The 15,491-nt window shown below is 65.5% G+C and carries 16 protein-coding genes and 1 tRNA gene; all 17 read left to right on the top strand.

The features are described from left to right. Positions 1-15 precede the first annotated feature (15 nt). The 17 genes from ON37_RS23335 to ON37_RS23255 all read left to right on the top strand — a co-directional run bounded on the left by ON37_RS23335 (position 16) and on the right by ON37_RS23255 (position 15,382). Positions 16-88 (top strand) — tRNA-Trp (locus ON37_RS23335). A gap of 31 nt (positions 89-119) precedes the next feature. Then, positions 120-536, top strand: coding sequence for a preprotein translocase subunit SecE (gene secE, locus ON37_RS23330; RefSeq protein ID WP_040722322.1), 417 nt, complete (start codon positions 120-122; stop codon positions 534-536). A 142-nt stretch (positions 537-678) separates the two neighbouring features. Continuing rightward, positions 679-1,470 (top strand): transcription termination/antitermination protein NusG, encoded by a 792-nt coding sequence (gene nusG / locus ON37_RS23325; protein WP_040722320.1) that lies wholly within the window; start codon positions 679-681, stop codon positions 1,468-1,470. Positions 1,471-1,541: 71 nt separating this feature from the next. Then, positions 1,542-1,976, top strand: a complete 435-nt coding sequence (gene rplK, locus ON37_RS23320; protein ID WP_040722318.1) for a 50S ribosomal protein L11 — start codon at positions 1,542-1,544, stop codon at positions 1,974-1,976. Positions 1,977-2,070: 94 nt separating this feature from the next. Next, positions 2,071-2,784 (top strand): 50S ribosomal protein L1, encoded by a 714-nt coding sequence (gene rplA / locus ON37_RS23315; RefSeq protein ID WP_040722316.1) that lies wholly within the window; start codon positions 2,071-2,073, stop codon positions 2,782-2,784. Positions 2,785-3,226: 442 nt separating this feature from the next. After that, entirely contained in the window at positions 3,227-3,778 is a 552-nt protein-coding gene (gene rplJ / locus ON37_RS23310) for a 50S ribosomal protein L10 (RefSeq protein WP_040722314.1), read from the top strand. Positions 3,779-3,839: 61 nt separating this feature from the next. Further along, positions 3,840-4,226, top strand: coding sequence for a 50S ribosomal protein L7/L12 (gene rplL, locus ON37_RS23305; RefSeq protein WP_040722312.1), 387 nt, complete (start codon positions 3,840-3,842; stop codon positions 4,224-4,226). 236 nt (positions 4,227-4,462) lie between these two features. Next, on the top strand, positions 4,463-5,551 hold the full coding sequence (locus ON37_RS23300) for an ABC transporter ATP-binding protein (protein ID WP_051031959.1): 1,089 nt from the start codon (positions 4,463-4,465) through the stop codon (positions 5,549-5,551). 11 nt (positions 5,552-5,562) lie between these two features. Continuing rightward, complete coding sequence (locus tag ON37_RS23295) at positions 5,563-6,357, top strand: MlaE family ABC transporter permease (RefSeq protein WP_051031958.1); 795 nt, start codon at positions 5,563-5,565, stop codon at positions 6,355-6,357. 41 nt (positions 6,358-6,398) lie between these two features. After that, a complete protein-coding gene (locus ON37_RS23290; RefSeq protein WP_085997375.1) occupies positions 6,399-7,226 on the top strand; it encodes an MlaE family ABC transporter permease in 828 nt (275 codons plus the stop codon). Between the two features lie 37 nt (positions 7,227-7,263). Continuing rightward, positions 7,264-8,619 (top strand): MCE family protein, encoded by a 1,356-nt coding sequence (locus tag ON37_RS23285; RefSeq protein WP_051031957.1) that lies wholly within the window; start codon positions 7,264-7,266, stop codon positions 8,617-8,619. Beyond that, positions 8,616-9,695 (top strand): MCE family protein, encoded by a 1,080-nt coding sequence (locus tag ON37_RS23280; RefSeq protein WP_174362143.1) that lies wholly within the window; start codon positions 8,616-8,618, stop codon positions 9,693-9,695. Before ON37_RS23285 ends, ON37_RS23280 begins: the two co-directional genes overlap by 4 nt. After that, entirely contained in the window at positions 9,695-10,705 is a 1,011-nt protein-coding gene (locus tag ON37_RS23275; protein WP_040722310.1) for an MCE family protein, read from the top strand. Before ON37_RS23280 ends, ON37_RS23275 begins: the two co-directional genes overlap by 1 nt. After that, on the top strand, positions 10,705-11,991 hold the full coding sequence (locus tag ON37_RS23270; protein WP_083893231.1) for an MCE family protein: 1,287 nt from the start codon (positions 10,705-10,707) through the stop codon (positions 11,989-11,991). Before ON37_RS23275 ends, ON37_RS23270 begins: the two co-directional genes overlap by 1 nt. Then, a complete protein-coding gene (locus tag ON37_RS23265) occupies positions 11,988-13,226 on the top strand; it encodes an MCE family protein (protein WP_051031956.1) in 1,239 nt (412 codons plus the stop codon). The genes ON37_RS23270 and ON37_RS23265 overlap by 4 nt, the downstream gene beginning before the upstream one ends. Beyond that, complete coding sequence (locus tag ON37_RS23260; protein WP_040722308.1) at positions 13,223-14,464, top strand: MCE family protein; 1,242 nt, start codon at positions 13,223-13,225, stop codon at positions 14,462-14,464. Before ON37_RS23265 ends, ON37_RS23260 begins: the two co-directional genes overlap by 4 nt. A gap of 51 nt (positions 14,465-14,515) precedes the next feature. Continuing rightward, positions 14,516-15,382, top strand: a complete 867-nt coding sequence (locus tag ON37_RS23255; protein ID WP_051031955.1) for a hypothetical protein — start codon at positions 14,516-14,518, stop codon at positions 15,380-15,382. The last annotated feature ends 109 nt before the right edge of the window (positions 15,383-15,491 follow it).

Genomic DNA, 15,491 nt, shown 5'->3' with positions numbered 1-15,491 from the left:
TGTGAGTTCAGCCGAAGGGGCGTAGCTCAATTGGCAGAGCAGCGGTCTCCAAAACCGCAGGTTGCAGGTTCAAGTCCTGTCGCCCCTGCACTGGATGCCAGCGACGAGAGAGGGTTCACGTGAGCGACGAGCGGGACATTCGCCACGGCGCGCATGCCGCCGATGACGAAGACACCGCTGCGGTCAGCCGGCCGAGTGGTAAGCGGTCGGCTCGCCGGGCTCGCTCCTCCTCGGGCAGCGACACCGGTACCCTCGCCACGATCGACCGTGGCGAAGGCTCGGATCTGGCATCGCGTAAGGCGTCCAAGTCGGCGGGGAAGAAGAAGACCGCCGACCGCGGTCGGGGCAATCCCTTCAAGCGCCTGGTGAAGTTCCTGCGGGAAGTCATCGCGGAACTGCGCAAGGTGATCTGGCCCAACCGCAAGCAGATGGTCACCTATACAAGCGTTGTCCTGGTGTTCGTGATTTTCATGGTCGCGTTCATCAGCGGGTTGGACCTGGCGTTCATCAAGGGTGTCAACTGGCTGTTCGGCTAGCTGACCGTCGGCGTCAGGAGCGGAGCATGCGTGGTCCCGAACGGGTTCCGCGCCGTCGCTCGGCCACGCGAGGACGGAACCATCCGTCGGATTCACCTCCGGCGCAGTGGATGTACGTGACGACACAGGAAGCGAGTGCCCAGTGAGCACCCCGGAGAACGGCACAACCGACGAGTTCCCGGTCGACGACGAGGCGGCGGCGACGACCGCCGACGAGGCGACCGTCTCGGAGGGGACCGAGGCGTCCTCCGATGACACGGCCGCCGTGGCCGCGGAGCCGGCCGTCGCGGACGAGCCTTCCGACCCGGTCGCCGAGATGAAGGCCGCGCTGCGCCGGGCCCCGGGCGACTGGTACGTCATCCACTCCTACGCCGGGTACGAGAACAAGGTGAAGACCAATCTCGAGACCCGTGTGCAGAACCTGGGCCTCGAGGACTACATCTTCCAGGTCGAGGTCCCGACCGAGCAGGTCACCGAGATCAAGAACGGCCAGCGCAAGAACGTGCAGCGCAAGGTGCTGCCCGGTTACATCCTGGTCCGGATGGACCTCAACGACGAGTCGTGGGGCGCGGTTCGCAACACCCCGGGCGTCACCGGATTCGTCGGCGCCACCTCGCGCCCGTCGCCGTTGACGATCAACGAAGTGGTCAAGTTCCTGGTCCCGGCCGAGCAGCAGCAGAAGAAGCCGGCCGCCGCGGCGGCTGGTGCGCCTGCGGCCACGTCCGAAACCGTCACCGAGACCGCCGCCAAGCCGGCCATCGAGGTTGACTTCGAGGTCGGCGAGTCGGTGACCGTCATGGACGGTCCGTTCGCGACCCTGCCGGCGAGCATTTCCGAGGTCAACGCCGAACAGCAGAAGCTCAAGGTGCTGGTGTCGATCTTCGGGCGTGAGACTCCGGTCGAACTCGCGTTCACGCAGGTCGCGAAGATCTAAGACTTCCGGGGTTCCGCGCCCCGGGACAGGCTTACGGAAGTCCGTAAGGAACCTAAACCAAGGAAAGAAAGATGCCCCCCAAGAAGAAGAAGGTCGCCGGGCTCATCAAGCTCCAGATCCAGGCCGGCCAGGCGAACCCCGCCCCGCCGGTGGGTCCCGCGCTGGGTCAGCACGGCGTCAACATCATGGAGTTCTGCAAGGCGTACAACGCGGCGACCGAGTCGCAGCGCGGCAACGTCATCCCGGTCGAGATCACGGTCTACGAAGACCGCTCGTTCGACTTCAAGCTGAAGACTCCGCCCGCCGCGAAGCTGCTGCTGAAGGCCGCCGGTGTGCAGAAGGGCTCCGCCGAGCCGCACCGCAACAAGGTCGCCACGGTCACCATGGATCAGATCCGGGAGATCGCAAAGACCAAGCAGGAAGATCTGAACGCCAACGACCTCGATCAGGCGGCCAAGATCATCGCGGGTACCGCTCGCTCGATGGGTATCACCGTCGCCGACTGACGGTCCCCGTCTCCGCCGGTGACCGGCGGGATGTGCGTGGGAGGGACGGCCAGTCCCGACAACCACTTCTGACTTACGAACAGGACAGACAATCATGGCAAAACGAAGCAAGGCTTATCTCGAGGCGGCCGCCAAGGTCGACCGTTCCCAGCTCTACTCTCCGCTGTCGGCCACCCGGCTGGCGAAGGAGACCGCGACCAAGAAGACCGATGCGACCGTCGAGGTCGCCGTCCGTCTGGGCGTCGACCCCCGTAAGGCCGACCAGATGGTCCGCGGCACCGTCAACCTGCCGCACGGCACCGGTAAGACCGCTCGGGTCATCGTGTTCGCGGCCGGCGAGAAGGCCGCCGAGGCCGAGGCCGCCGGTGCCGACGCCGTGGGCGCCGAGGATCTGATCGAGCGCATCCAGGGCGGCTGGCTGGACTTCGACGCCGCGATCGCCACCCCGGACCAGATGGCCAAGGTCGGTCGTATCGCGCGTGTGCTGGGCCCCCGCGGCCTGATGCCGAACCCGAAGACGGGCACGGTCACCACCGATGTGACCAAGGCGGTCAACGACATCAAGGGCGGCAAGATCAACTTCCGCGTCGACAAGCAGGCCAACCTGCACTTCGTGATCGGCAAGGCCTCCTTCGACGAGAAGAAGCTGGTCGAGAACTACGGCGCCGCGCTGGAGGAGATCCTGCGTGTGAAGCCCTCGACCGCGAAGGGCCGCTACGTCAAGAAGGTGACGATTTCGACGAACACCGGACCGGGCATCCCGGTGGACCCGAACCGCACCCGCAACCTCACCGAAGAGGACGCGTAAAGGCGTAGGTAGTTCCAAAGGCTCAGGGCCGGTACGGATTTCCCGTACCGGCCCTGAGTCGTTCCGGGTGCAACGAGGTCCGGGGCGGCGGGAGGAGCGGCCATTTCGAGGCCCCGTTTTTGATTCCCGCTGCTCATCGGCTAATCTGTACTGTGGTCGTCGGCCAGTTCGGCGATCACCCCCAATCGTTCTACCGAAGACCGTTGGTTGCTGCCGTCAGGCAGTCGAAGGTCCGGCGATATTGCCGGCGGCCCACGCAGGGAGAGCCGAGGTGAGGGACGACATGTGAGCCGTGTGTTCATGTCGAGTTTCTTGTGCGCCCCGGGACCACTCTGCGTCCGGGGCGTTTGCTTTGTCGCCGGGTCGACGTAGCCTCCCCGGGCCCAGCCTCCGTGAGTCGGTAGTTCATCGCAGAACCGACCATCCAGAGAGGAGGCGAAGTATGGCGAAACCCGAAAAGGTCACCGCGGTTGCGGAGATCACCGAGCAGTTCAAGAGCGCTACGGCCACCGTGGTCACGGAATACCGTGGTCTGTCGGTCGGCAGCCTCACCCAGCTGCGACGTGCCCTGGGCAGCAATGCCACCTACTCCGTCGCCAAGAACACCCTGGTCAAGCGTGCCGCCGCCGAGGCCGGCATCGAAGGCCTGGATGACTTGTTCGTCGGTCCGACCGCGATCACCTTCATCACCGGTGAGCCGGTCGACGCCGCCAAGGCCCTCAAGACCTTCGCCAAGGACAACAAGGCGCTGGTCATCAAGGGCGGGTACATGGACGGCGCCCCGCTGTCGGTCTCCGAGGTCGAGCGCATCGCCGACCTGGAGTCGCGCGAGGTGCTGCTGGCCAAGCTGGCCGGCGCCATGAAGGGCAACCTGCACAAGGCGGCCGGCCTCTTCGCCGCGCCTGCCGGCCAGGTGGCTCGCCTGTTCGCCGCGCTCGAGGACAAGAAGCGCGCAGAAGGCGGCGAGGCGGCTCCGGCTGCCGAGGCCGAATAAGCACACCCACAAACTCTTTCTCCCCGCCGCGCGGGGTTGATCCCAATCGAAAGGAAACACCATGGCCAACGTGGACGAGCTGCTCGAGACCATCGGCAACATGACCCTGCTGGAGCTGTCGGACTTCGTCAAGAAGTTCGAGGAGAAGTTCGAGGTCACCGCCGCCGCTCCGGTCGCGGTTGCCGCTGTTGCCGGTGGCCCGGCCGCCGGTGGCGCCGAGGCCGAGTCCGAGCAGGACGAGTTCGACGTCATCCTCGAGGGTGCCGGCGACAAGAAGATCCAGGTCATCAAGGTCGTGCGTGAGATCGTCTCCGGCCTGGGCCTGAAGGAAGCCAAGGACCTGGTCGAGGGTGCCCCGAAGCCGATCCTGGAGAAGGTCGCCAAGGACGCCGCCGACGCCGCCAAGGCCAAGCTGGAAGAGGCCGGCGCGAAGGTCACCGTCAAGTAATTGCGGTAATCGAGTCCGGAAAAGGGCGGTCCCGTTGCGGGGCCGCCCTTTTCACATATTTCGCGACGAATGTTGTGAACAGTCGTGGCCGGCTCATTGCCGCCGACATTTCTACCGACCGGTCAGGTAGGGTGTCCTGCACCAGCGGCATGCGATACAGTGGCCGCACCCCAGTGTGACGCGTCACACCGCGCGGAAATACGGTGACGCGGCCGTGGGCGCTCGTCAGAAGAATTATGGAGGTCGGCGTGGGCGTCGAGGTCAGGACCGAAGGTGTTACGAAATCTTTCGGGTCCCAGCGGATTTGGCAGGATGTCACTCTGACTCTGCCCACGGGGGAAGTCAGCGCCTTGCTCGGCCCCTCCGGTACCGGTAAATCGGTGTTCCTGAAGTCCCTGATCGGTCTGCTGCGCCCCGAGCGTGGCTCGATCTACATCGACGGCACCGACATCACCACCTGCTCCAACAAGGAGCTCTACGAGATCCGCAAGCTGTTCGGCGTGCTGTTCCAGGACGGCGCCCTGTTCGGTTCGATGAACCTGTTCGACAACGTGGCCTTCCCGCTGCGCGAGCACACCAAGAAGAGCGAATCCGAGATCAAGCAGATCGTCATGGAGAAGCTCGAGCTGACCGGTCTGCTCGGCGCCGAGGGCAAGCTGCCCGGCGAGATCTCCGGTGGTATGCGCAAGCGTGCCGGCCTGGCCCGCGCGCTCGTGCTGGATCCGCAGATCATCCTCGTCGACGAGCCGGACTCCGGTCTGGACCCGGTGCGTACCACCTACCTGTCGCAGCTGCTGATCGACATCAACGCGCAGATCGACGCGACGATTCTGATCGTCACCCACAACATCAACCTGGCCCGGACCGTGCCCGACAACATCGGCATGCTGTTCCGCCGTCAGTTGGTCATGTTCGGCCCGCGTGAGGTGCTGCTGACCTCGGAGGAGCCGGTGGTCAAGCAGTTCCTCAACGGCCGCATGGTCGGTCCGATCGGTATGTCGGAGGAGAAGGACGAGGCCCAGATGGCGCGCGAGCAGGCGCTCGCCGACGCCGGGCACTACGACTCCGGTATCGACGAGGTCGAGGGCATCCCGCCGCAGATGAAGGCTCAGCCGGGTATGCCGGTGCGTCAGGCCGTGGAACGCCGTCGTCGGCGCGTGCTGGAAATCATGCACACCCTGCCGCAGCCCGCCCAGATCGCGATCCGGGAATCGATGGAGCAGAACGGCGATACACAAGTGTTGCCGGCCTACACGGGCAACGCTCCGCAATATCAGAGCGGCACGTACGACACCACCGTGCGTCACGACACAACCAACGGGTAACATACGCAACCGTGAATCAACCCCTGGCACGGCTGCGCACTCCGGTCGAGTCGGGATTTGCGCAGGCCGGCAACATTTTTGCGCTGCTCATTTCCGTGGCACGCAATACCCTGCGCCGGCCTTTCCAATGGCGTGAGTTCATCGAGCAGTCGTGGTTCATCGCGAGCGTCTCGATCCTGCCCGCCGCCCTGGTGGCAATCCCGTTCGGCGCCGTTGTGGCATTGCAGACCGGTTCACTTATCAAGCAGCTCGGTGCGGAATCGTTCACCGGCGCAACGAGTGTGCTGGCAACCGTGCAGCAGGCCGCCCCCGTCGTCACCGCGCTCATCATCGCGGGTGCGGCGGGTTCGGCCGTGGCTGCCGACCTCGGCTCCCGCACCATCCGCGAAGAGATCGACGCGATGGAGGTGCTCGGCATCGATCCGGTACAGCGCCTCGTGGTACCGCGGGTGCTCGGCATGATGCTGGTGGCTCTGTTGCTGAACGGCCTGGTTTCGGTCGTCGGTATCTGCGGTGGATATTTCTTCAATGTGTTGCTGCAGGGCGGAACTCCGGGTGCCTATCTGGCCTCCTTCTCCGCGCTGGCCCAACTTCCGGACCTTTGGATCGGTGAACTCAAAGCACTTATCTTCGGGCTGCTCGCGGGCGTGATCGCGGCGTACAAAGGTTTGAATCCCAAGGGGGGACCGAAAGGTGTTGGTGACGCGGTGAATCAATCCGTGGTGATCACCTTCCTGGTGCTCTTCTTCGTCAATCTGCTTTTGACGTTGGTGTACCTGCAGGTCGTCCCGGCCAAGGGTTCGTGACGATGGTTGTTGCACAGCGTTCTCCGATCTTTTCGAGGCGGATGCGCCGAGTAGGCGCTGCCCTCAAGTCGCCGGTGAATGTCATCGATCGCGCCGGCGACCAGATGTCCTTCTATTCCAAGGCCATCGCGTGGATTCCACGCACCGTCGTGCACTACCGCAAGGAGGTCATGCGGCTGCTGGCCGAGGTGACCTTCGGCTCCGGCGCCCTCGCGGTCATCGGCGGCACCATCGGCGTGGTGGTGATGATGTCGGCCTCGGTCGGTGTGGTCGTCGGCCTGCAGGGTTTCAAAGCCCTGGACGCCCTGGGCAGTTCGGTACTGACCGGCTTCCTGACCGGCTACATCAACACCCGTGAGCTGGCTCCCCTGGTCGCGGCGCTGGCCCTGTCGGCGACGGTCGGCTGTGGTTTCACCGCGCAATTGGGTGCGATGCGCATTTCCGAGGAAATCGACGCGCTCGAGGTGATGGCGGTCCCCGGCGTGCCGTTCCTGGTGACCACCCGCGTGATCGCGGGTTTCGTGGCGGTGATTCCGCTCTACATCGTCGGTCTGCTCGGCACGTTCGTGGCGTCCAGGCAGATCAGTGTGTGGTTCAACGGGCAATCCACCGGGTCCTACGACCATTACTTCGGCCTGTTCCTACCACCCGAGGACGTGTTGTATTCGTTCCTCAAGGTGCTGGTCTTCGCGTTCGTGATCATCCTGATCCACTGCTACTACGGCTTCAACGCCACCGGCGGTCCGGCGGGTGTGGGCGTGGCCGTGGGCCGCGCGGTGCGCGCGTCGATCGTGCTGGTGAACATCCTCGATTTCTTCCTCAGCCTGGCGATCTGGGGAACTACGACGACAGTGCGGGTCGCGGGATGAGCGGACCCGACGCGGCGGCGTCCCGGAAGGTGGCAGCATGAGCGCGCGCGGTGTGCAGTTCTGGCGCTCGACCGAGAAACTGCGGGTGCGCACATTGGGCATCGTGTTCTTCGTGGTGATGGCGCTGTTCCTCGGCACCACGATCGCGGCCTACAACAAGGTGTGGGTCAAGGTGGTCAAGGTCGATCTGATCACCGACACGGTCGGAAACGCGTTGACCCGCAACGCGGATGTGAAGGTCCGTGGCGTCAACGTGGGCGAGGTCCGCTCCAGCGAATCCGCCAACGGCAAGGTGACCCTGCATCTGGCGCTGGACCCGGCCAAGGCCGCCGAGATCCCGTCCAACGTCACCGCGCGGCTGCTGCCGAAGACGCTGTTCGGCGAGCGCTATGTCGATCTGGTGTGGCCGGAGCAGCCCAGCCCGCAGCATCTGAAGGCGGGAATGACGCTGTACCAGGACGCCAGCGGCAACGCGGTCGAGGTCAGCCAGCTGCTGGACTCGATCATGCCGCTGCTGCAGGCGATTCCGCCGCAGTATCTGGCGTCGACGCTGGGCGCGCTGTCGCAGGCGCTGGGCGGACAGGGTGAGGAACTGGGGCACACCATCGATCGTCTGGACGACATCTTCCGCGACATCAACGGCGTGATGCCGCAGCTGCAGGAGGATATCCGCACCTTCGCCACGGTGGCCGACACCTATTCCGACGCGTTGCCGCAGCTGGTGGACACCTTCGACAACCTGCGCGCGCTCAACGCCACCATCGTGCAGAAGCGGTCGCAGCTGGACACGCTGTACGCGGTGCTGACCCCGACGTCGTCGAAGACGGCCGACTTCCTGGCCGCCAACCACGACAACATCATCGACATCGCGGCCGATTCGCGGGATGCGCTGGAACTGCTGGCCACCTACTCGCCCGAATACGCCTGCACGATGAAGAATTTCGCGCAGCTGAAACCGCGCATCGACACCCTCTTCGGTAAGGGCACCGATCTGCCGGGCTCGCGGGTGACGATCGAGATCACCAATACCCGCGGCCGCTATCTGCCCAACCAGGACGAGCCGCGCTGGCTCGACACCAACCGGCCGCCGGCCTGCTTCCCCGAGTACCCGCTGGGCGTCGACCCCGGTCAATACCCGACCGGATCGGCCAACGACGGCTCCTATCAGCCGCCGACCCGGAATCCGGGCGACCAGAACATCGGTCAGCTGCCGCCGGCGCAGTTCTCCGTCTACGGCGCGCAGAGCGCCACGACCATGGGTTCGCCCGCCGAACAGCACACCCTGGGTGCGATCTACGGTGCGGCGAACGGGGTTTCGCCCGACCAGGTGCCCAGCTGGGTGACCCGGATCGGCGCCCCCGCGATGCGTGGAAGTGAGGTGAGTGTGCGATGAAGGCCAAGTTGCGTGGTCTGGGCGGGCCCCTGACCAAACTGGGCATCTTCGTGGTCGTGACATTGCTCGCGACCGCGTTCCTGGCGCTCACCATCGCCAACTACTCCGGTGGGGGCACCGAGTTCAAGGCGCGGTTCAGCGATGTGACATCGCTGAACAAGGGCGACGAGGTTCGCATCGCGGGTGTGCGGGTCGGCAAGGTGACCAAGGTGTCGATCGTCGACCGCAGCCTGGCCGAGGTGAAGTTCGAGCTCACCGATCGCGATTGGCTGCCGGCCTCCACCACCGCCACCATCCGCTACCGCAATCTGGTCGGCCAGCGCTACATAGCCCTGGAGCAGGGCACCGGGCAGCAGGGTCGCAAGATCACGAAGGGCGCCACGATTCCGCTGGAGCGGACCAAGCCCGCGTTGAATCTGACCACGCTGTTCAACGGCTTCCGGCCGCTGTTCCAGACGCTGTCGGCGGAGGACGTGAACAAGCTGTCCTACGAGATCATCCAGGTCTTCCAGGGCGAATCGGGCACGATCACGGAGCTGGTGCGCAATACCGCGAGCCTGACCAACAAGATCGCCGACAAGGACGCGGTGATCGGTGAGATCGTCAAGAACCTCAACCAGGTGCTGGACGAGGTGAACGCTCGCGACGGCCAGCTCAACGATCTGATCGTCAACACCGAGGCGTTGGTGAGCGGTCTGAACGCCGAGCGCGGCACCATCGGTTCGGCCGTGCAGTCGCTCGGCAATCTGGCCTCGGCCACCGCGGATCTGCTGGTTCCGACCCGGCCGACCCTGCAGGGTTCGATCGCCGGTCTCAACCAGCTGACCGGCACCCTGAACGATCGTTCGGACGAGGTGAACGAGGCCCTGACGAACCTGCCGATCAAGATGGAGAAGCTCGGGCGCGCGGCCAGTTACGGCTCGTGGTTCCAGTTCTATCTCTGCGGAATCGATATCGTCGCCGGTCCCGGCGTCAAGGACGCACCGCAGCTGAATCTGCCGGCCGATATGCCGACGGTGAATCAGCCGCTGTACACGAATCCGGCGCCACGGTGTCATGGGAAGGGTGGCCGCTGATGGAAGACCGGGTTCTTCTCGGCAAGCGCAGCCCCGCGTTCATGGGCGGGCTGGGCCTGTTCATGGTGTTGCTGATCGCGCTGTCGGCGTTCTTTCTGAACAAGCTGCCGATCATCGGCGCGGGTACCAAGTACACCGCGGAGTTCTCCGAGGCGGCGGGCCTGAAGAAGGGTAACGAGGTACGGATCGCCGGCGTGAAGGTCGGCGATGTCTCCGACGTGCGTCTCGACGGCGATCGGGTGCTGGTCGATTTCCGGACCAAGGACGCCTGGATCGGCGATGCCACCACGGCATCCATCCAGATCAAGACCCTGCTCGGGCAGAAGTATCTGGCGCTGAACCCCAAAGGTTCGCATCCGGCCGATCCGGACAAGCGAATTCCGTTGTCGCGCACGGTATCTCCGTACGACGTGGTGGATGCCTTCAGCGATGCGGCGAAACAGGTCGAGCAGACCGACACCGCGCAGCTGGCCACCAGCTTCCGGGTGCTGTCGGACGCGTTCTCCGGCACTCCGCCGGAGATCCGCGGTTCGATCGACGGGGTGGCTCGGCTCTCGGAAACGCTCGCCAAGCGCGACGAGGAGCTCAAGCATCTGTTCAACGCGACCAACAAGACCACCAAGGTGCTGGCCGACCGCAACGAGCAGTTCGAGCGGTTGCTGGCCAACGGCGGCCAGCTGCTGGCCGAGCTGAACGTTCGGCAGCAGGCCATCTCGCAGCTGCTCACCGGCGCGAAAACCGTTGCCGCCGAATTGAGTGCGCTGGTGCACGACAACGAGGAACAGATCGGTCCGGCGCTGACCAATCTGAAGAAGTCCATCGACATGCTCAACGACAACCAGCAGAACATCGCCAAGACGTTGCAGCTGGCCGCCCCGTTCTACGGCCTCTACGCCAACGTGCTCGGTAACGGTCGCTGGTTCGACGCGGTGATCGTCAACCTGATCCCGCCGGCGCTGCCGGAGATCCCGGGTGACCGCCAGCCGATCCGCACCCTGGGAGGCAACTGATGCAGGCTGCTCTCGGTAAGGGATCGCGCCGGGACCCGCTGACCGCGATCCGGGAATCCGGGCGCGGGACGAAGATCTTCCTGGCGCTGGGCACGGTCGCGGTGGTGGTCGTCGCGGGTGTGCTGTGGTGGTTGTTCTCCGGCTACAACACAACCAAGATCACCGCGTACTTCGACAAGTCGATCGGCATCTACGAGGGTTCCGAGGTACGCATCCTCGGTGTCCCGGTGGGCAAGGTCGATTCGGTGACGCCGCAGGGTGACCAGGTGAAGGTCACCATGCACGTCGACCGGAAATACGACATCCCGGCCGATGCCAAGGCCGCCCAGATCACACCCTCGGTCGTGTCGGATCGCTACATCCAGCTCACGCCCGTCTACAAGGGCGGGCCGAAGATGCCGCGCAACGCCACCATTCCGCGGGACCGCACGGCCACCCCGGTGGAGGTCGACCGGCTCTACAAGAGCATCCAGGAACTGTCGGACGCCTTGGGGCCCAACGGCGCCAACAAGGACGGTGCGGTCAACGAACTGGTGCGCACCGGCGCGGCGAATCTGTCCGGCAACGGAGACGCGCTGGCCAACAGCCTGACGCAGCTCTCGCATGCGGCCCGGTACCTGTCCGATGCGCGCGGCGACATCTTCGACACGATCAAGAACCTGCAGATCTTCGTGCACACCCTGGCGGTCAACGACCAGCAGGTGCGCGAATTCAACACGCAGCTGGCCGACCTGGCCGGCTTCCTGTCCGGGGAGCGGGAGAACCTCGGGCAGGCGTTGAACCTGCTGTCGATCGCGCTCGGCGACGTCGCCCGGTTCATCGACGACAACCGGGATCTGGTCGCGGAGAACGCCGATGCGTTGACCAAGCTCACCCAGACGCTGGCCGATCAGCGTCAGAACCTGGCCAACGCGCTGCCGGTGCTGCCGTTGGCGCTGAGCAATCTGATCAACATCCACAACGGTGAATCCGGCACGCTCGACATGCGCGCCAACTTCACCGATCTGCAGAACCCCTTCGGCGCGGTCTGCAAGATGCTCGATCTCGGCCAATTGCGGCCCGGTGACCCGAAATTCGAGGCGATCAGCCGGCAGATGCGCCCGATCCTGGATCAGTGCAAGGTGATCACCGACCAGATCAAGGACGGCGTGCAGACACCGACGCTGGTGCTGCCGTTCGGCATCCTCAGCGGTGAGAACATCCAGAAGACCCCGGCCCCCGGCAGTGTTCCGGGTACGCCGTCGGACCGGCAGCCGCCGTCGCAGCAGGAAGGTGGCCAGCGATGACAGCGTTCGCATTCCGCAGGACGGCGCGCGGGCTGGGCGCCGTCGCGGTGGTCGGCGTGACCGCGTTGCTGGTGGGGTCGTGTTCGTCGGACGGGATCTACAGCGTGCCGCTGCCCGGCGGCGCCGATGTCGGGGACCACCCGATGCATATCGATGTGCGGTTCGACGACGTCCTCGACCTGGTTCCGCAGTCCGCCGTGAAGGTGGAAGGCGTGCCGGTGGGGCGCGTCGAATCCATCGACGTCGCCCCCGACGGCTGGACCGCCAGCGTGCACACCGTGGTGAACTCGTCGGTGAAACTGCCGGCCAACGCCCATGCCGAAGTGCGTCAATCGAATCTGCTCGGGGAGAAATTCGTCGAGCTGTCGGCGCCGAAACAGGACCCGTCGGCGGAACCGTTGCAGGACGGGGCCGTCATCACGGTCGATCGGACCCGGCACGCGGTCGAGATCGAGCAGGTGCTCGGCGCGCTGTCGCTGCTGCTCAACGGCGGTGGGGTGGCGCAGCTGCAACCGATCGTGGTGGAACTGAACAAGGCGCTGGCCGGCCGGGAGAACCGGGTGCGGTCGCTGCTGGATCAGGCCGACACCCTGATCGACGGACTCAACCAGCAGGTCTCCGATATCCAGCGCGCGCTCGACAGTCTGGGCACCCTGTCCACCCGGGTGGGGCAGCAGACCGAGCAGATCGGCAAGATCCTCGACGAACTGCCCGCCGGTATCAAGATCCTCGACGAGCAGCGACCGCAGCTGATCGGTCTGCTGCAGCAGCTCGACCGCGTCGGCCAGGCGGGCTTCGACGTGCTCGACAAGTCCAAGGACAATCTGATCCGGGATCTGCAGGCGCTGCGGCCGACGCTGCAGGAGCTGGGCCGTGCGGCGCCGGACCTGGTGACCGCCTTCCCGTTGGTCCCGACGTATCCGTTCCCCGACGAGGCGATCAAGTCGACCTTCGGCGGTTCGGTCAACACCTGGCTGTCGGTGGATACGCAGATCGGCACGACGCTGTCGAATCTCGGTGTGGGCAAACCGGATCCGGTGTACATCCCGCCGAAATACGGACCGCCGGTGCCGGTGGATCCGACCAACCCGTACTACAACGGCAACGGTCCGCGGCCGGGATGGCCGACGGTCTCGCTGGTGCCGCTGCCGCCGACCGTGGTGGCTCCCGCGCCCGCCAAGCCGGGTGATCCGATCGGGTCGATTCTCGATCAGTTGGGAGTGAAGCCGCGATGAGTAGATTGGTCCGCTATCAGCTCGTCGCCTTCGCGGTGATCGCCGTGCTCGGTGTGGTCTACGTCGGCGCCAGGTACATCCACCTCGACCATATGCTCGGGTTCGGCCAGTACCAGGTGAAGGTGAAGGCCAAGGAGACCGCCAACCTGTCGAAGGGAGCCGAGGTCACCTATCGCGGTGTGCCGGTCGGCCGGGTGGATTCGCTGGACATCACCCCCGACGGCGTGCTGATCTCGTTGCAGCTGGACTCCGGAAAGCCGAAGGTGCCGGCCAGCGCGAAGGCGATCATCGCCAACCGCTCGGCCATCGGTGAGCAGTATCTGGACCTCGTCCCCGAGACGTCGAAGGGTCCCTACCTGCGCGACGGCTCGGTGATCGACAGCGCCGAAACCCCGATCCGGGTCGAGGATCTGCTCGCGAGCGTCAACCATTTCGCGAGCACCACCGATCTGCAGGCGCTGAGCACCACGGTGACCGAACTCGGTAAGGCCTTCGACGGGCAGGGCGACAACCTGCGCATCCTCGTCGATTCGCTGAACAAGTTCTCCCAGACCGGCGTGGAGGCGCTGCCGCAGACCGTGCAGCTGATCCGGGATGCTCAGACCGTGCTGGGCACCCAGGCCGATCAATCGCCCGCGATCCGGACCTTCAGCGAGGGCCTGGATCGGCTCGCGGTGCAGTTGAAGGCCAACGATCCCGATATCCGGCGCCTGATCGGCACCGGCGCCGACGCCGGTACGTCGATCGGGAAGCTGCTCGACCGTAGCGCGCAGCCGCTGACCACGGATCTGGCGAATCTGCGCCTGCTGCTGCAGGCGGTGTCGCCGCAGACCTACACGCTCAAGCCGCTGCTGCAGATGCTGCCGCTGCTGTCGGTCGGTGGTTCGGCGACCGCGCCGGGCGACGGGACGACCCACTTCGGCCTGGTGCTGGAAACCAACAATCCGCCGGCCTGTACCGTCGGGTACGAGGGAACTCAGCGCATTCTCGACCAGATGAAGGCGCAGAACCCCAACTTCGACGACACCCGTGACGATTTCCCGTTCAACACGGACGCGAAATGCACGGTGCCGTTCGGAAGTCCGACCGACGTCCGCGGCGGTGCGCGCGCGCAGTACGCCGATCCGAATGTCCCGCAGCCGTGGGATTCCAAGCCCAAGACCGATCCGGACAAGCTGAACCTGAGCCCCGTCGCCATCCAGTTGGCCACCCTCATCGGAGTGACCCCCAAGCGGTGAGGCGGGCGAGGGCGGCCGAATCCGGAAAACCGACGACGCTAGGGTGTCGCTGTGAGTTCTGATCTGCCCGAATCCTCCTCGCAACCTGCGCCGGACCATGCCGAAAAGCCGGTAGCCGATCCGTCGCCGGCGGGGGACACCGCCGCCGAGACCGTGCGCATGGACGGCGACGCGACCGAGACGGTGCGCGCGACCACCGCCGCGCCGGCGGCGGATGCGGGCCGCGACACCGACTCCGAGCAGACGGTGAAACTTCCGCAGCCCGCCGCCGCGGAGCGGGAGCGATCCGGCTCTGCCACGCTGCGCACGGTCGTGACCTCGGTCGCGGCGGTGTGGCTGGTGGCGGCCCTGGTGCTGGCGGCCTGGTTCGGCACCGGCTGGGTGCGGGCGATGTGGTTCACCGACGGTCCGCGCGCCGATGCGCGCGATACCGCGCTGGATGCGGCTCGGCAGGCGGCGATCAACCTCACCTCGATGAATCCCGGCGACGTCGAGGGTTCGATCGCCACCATGCGGTCCTCGATGACGGGCGACATGCTGACCCAGCTGAACGAGAACCACGACCGCATCAAGGACGCCGCCGAGAAGTCGAAGACCAAGATCGACAGCAAGGTGCTGGGCGCCGCGCTGAGCTCGCTGGACAGCGAGCGCGACAAGGCGTCGGCGATCGTGGTGCTGAAGCTGACCCAGACCGCGCCCAATGTTCCGGTGCAGTCCTTCCGGGCCACCTGGACTCTGGACATGAAGAAGGACGGCGATACCTGGAAGGCCGAGCAGGCCAATTCGCTCGGTCAGCTGGTGTCGCTGGATACCCCCGGTCCCGCCGGGGCGGCACCCCAGCCGAACGGAAACGCCGCGCCGCCGCCGAGCGCGCCCGCGAATCCGTCCGAGGCGCCCGCCCCCCAGCCGGGATCGTAGGAGGTAATCGATGGCATCCCGTCCGCCGATCAACAAGGTCTCGCCCCGGCTGAAGCCCGGCGAGCGCACATCCGACGCGGCCGAGCGCACGATCCGGCGCCGCAGCCCC

This window comes from Nocardia veterana NBRC 100344 (assembly GCF_000308855.1).
GTDB lineage: Bacteria > Actinomycetota > Actinomycetes > Mycobacteriales > Mycobacteriaceae > Nocardia > Nocardia veterana.
The sequence above is the reverse complement of the archived record's forward strand: the minus strand, read 5'-3'. Positions and strand labels throughout refer to the sequence as shown.

Excerpts from the sequence above, each read along its gene's own strand:
- ON37_RS23300 (WP_051031959.1), top strand. The coding sequence starts at position 4,463 with ATGGAGGTCGGCGTGGGCGTCGAGGTCAGGACCGAAGGTGTTACGAAA.
- ON37_RS23260 (WP_040722308.1), top strand. The coding sequence starts at position 13,223 with ATGAGTAGATTGGTCCGCTATCAGCTCGTCGCCTTCGCGGTGATCGCC.
- ON37_RS23265 (WP_051031956.1), top strand. The coding sequence starts at position 11,988 with ATGACAGCGTTCGCATTCCGCAGGACGGCGCGCGGGCTGGGCGCCGTC.
- rplK (WP_040722318.1), top strand. The coding sequence starts at position 1,542 with ATGCCCCCCAAGAAGAAGAAGGTCGCCGGGCTCATCAAGCTCCAGATC.
- rplL (WP_040722312.1), top strand. The coding sequence starts at position 3,840 with ATGGCCAACGTGGACGAGCTGCTCGAGACCATCGGCAACATGACCCTG.
- ON37_RS23275 (WP_040722310.1), top strand. The coding sequence starts at position 9,695 with ATGGAAGACCGGGTTCTTCTCGGCAAGCGCAGCCCCGCGTTCATGGGC.
- ON37_RS23270 (WP_083893231.1), top strand. The coding sequence starts at position 10,705 with ATGCAGGCTGCTCTCGGTAAGGGATCGCGCCGGGACCCGCTGACCGCG.
- ON37_RS23290 (WP_085997375.1), top strand. The coding sequence starts at position 6,399 with ATGCGCCGAGTAGGCGCTGCCCTCAAGTCGCCGGTGAATGTCATCGAT.
- ON37_RS23280 (WP_174362143.1), top strand. The coding sequence starts at position 8,616 with ATGAAGGCCAAGTTGCGTGGTCTGGGCGGGCCCCTGACCAAACTGGGC.
- rplJ (WP_040722314.1), top strand. The coding sequence starts at position 3,227 with ATGGCGAAACCCGAAAAGGTCACCGCGGTTGCGGAGATCACCGAGCAG.
- ON37_RS23285 (WP_051031957.1), top strand. The coding sequence starts at position 7,264 with ATGAGCGCGCGCGGTGTGCAGTTCTGGCGCTCGACCGAGAAACTGCGG.
- rplA (WP_040722316.1), top strand. The coding sequence starts at position 2,071 with ATGGCAAAACGAAGCAAGGCTTATCTCGAGGCGGCCGCCAAGGTCGAC.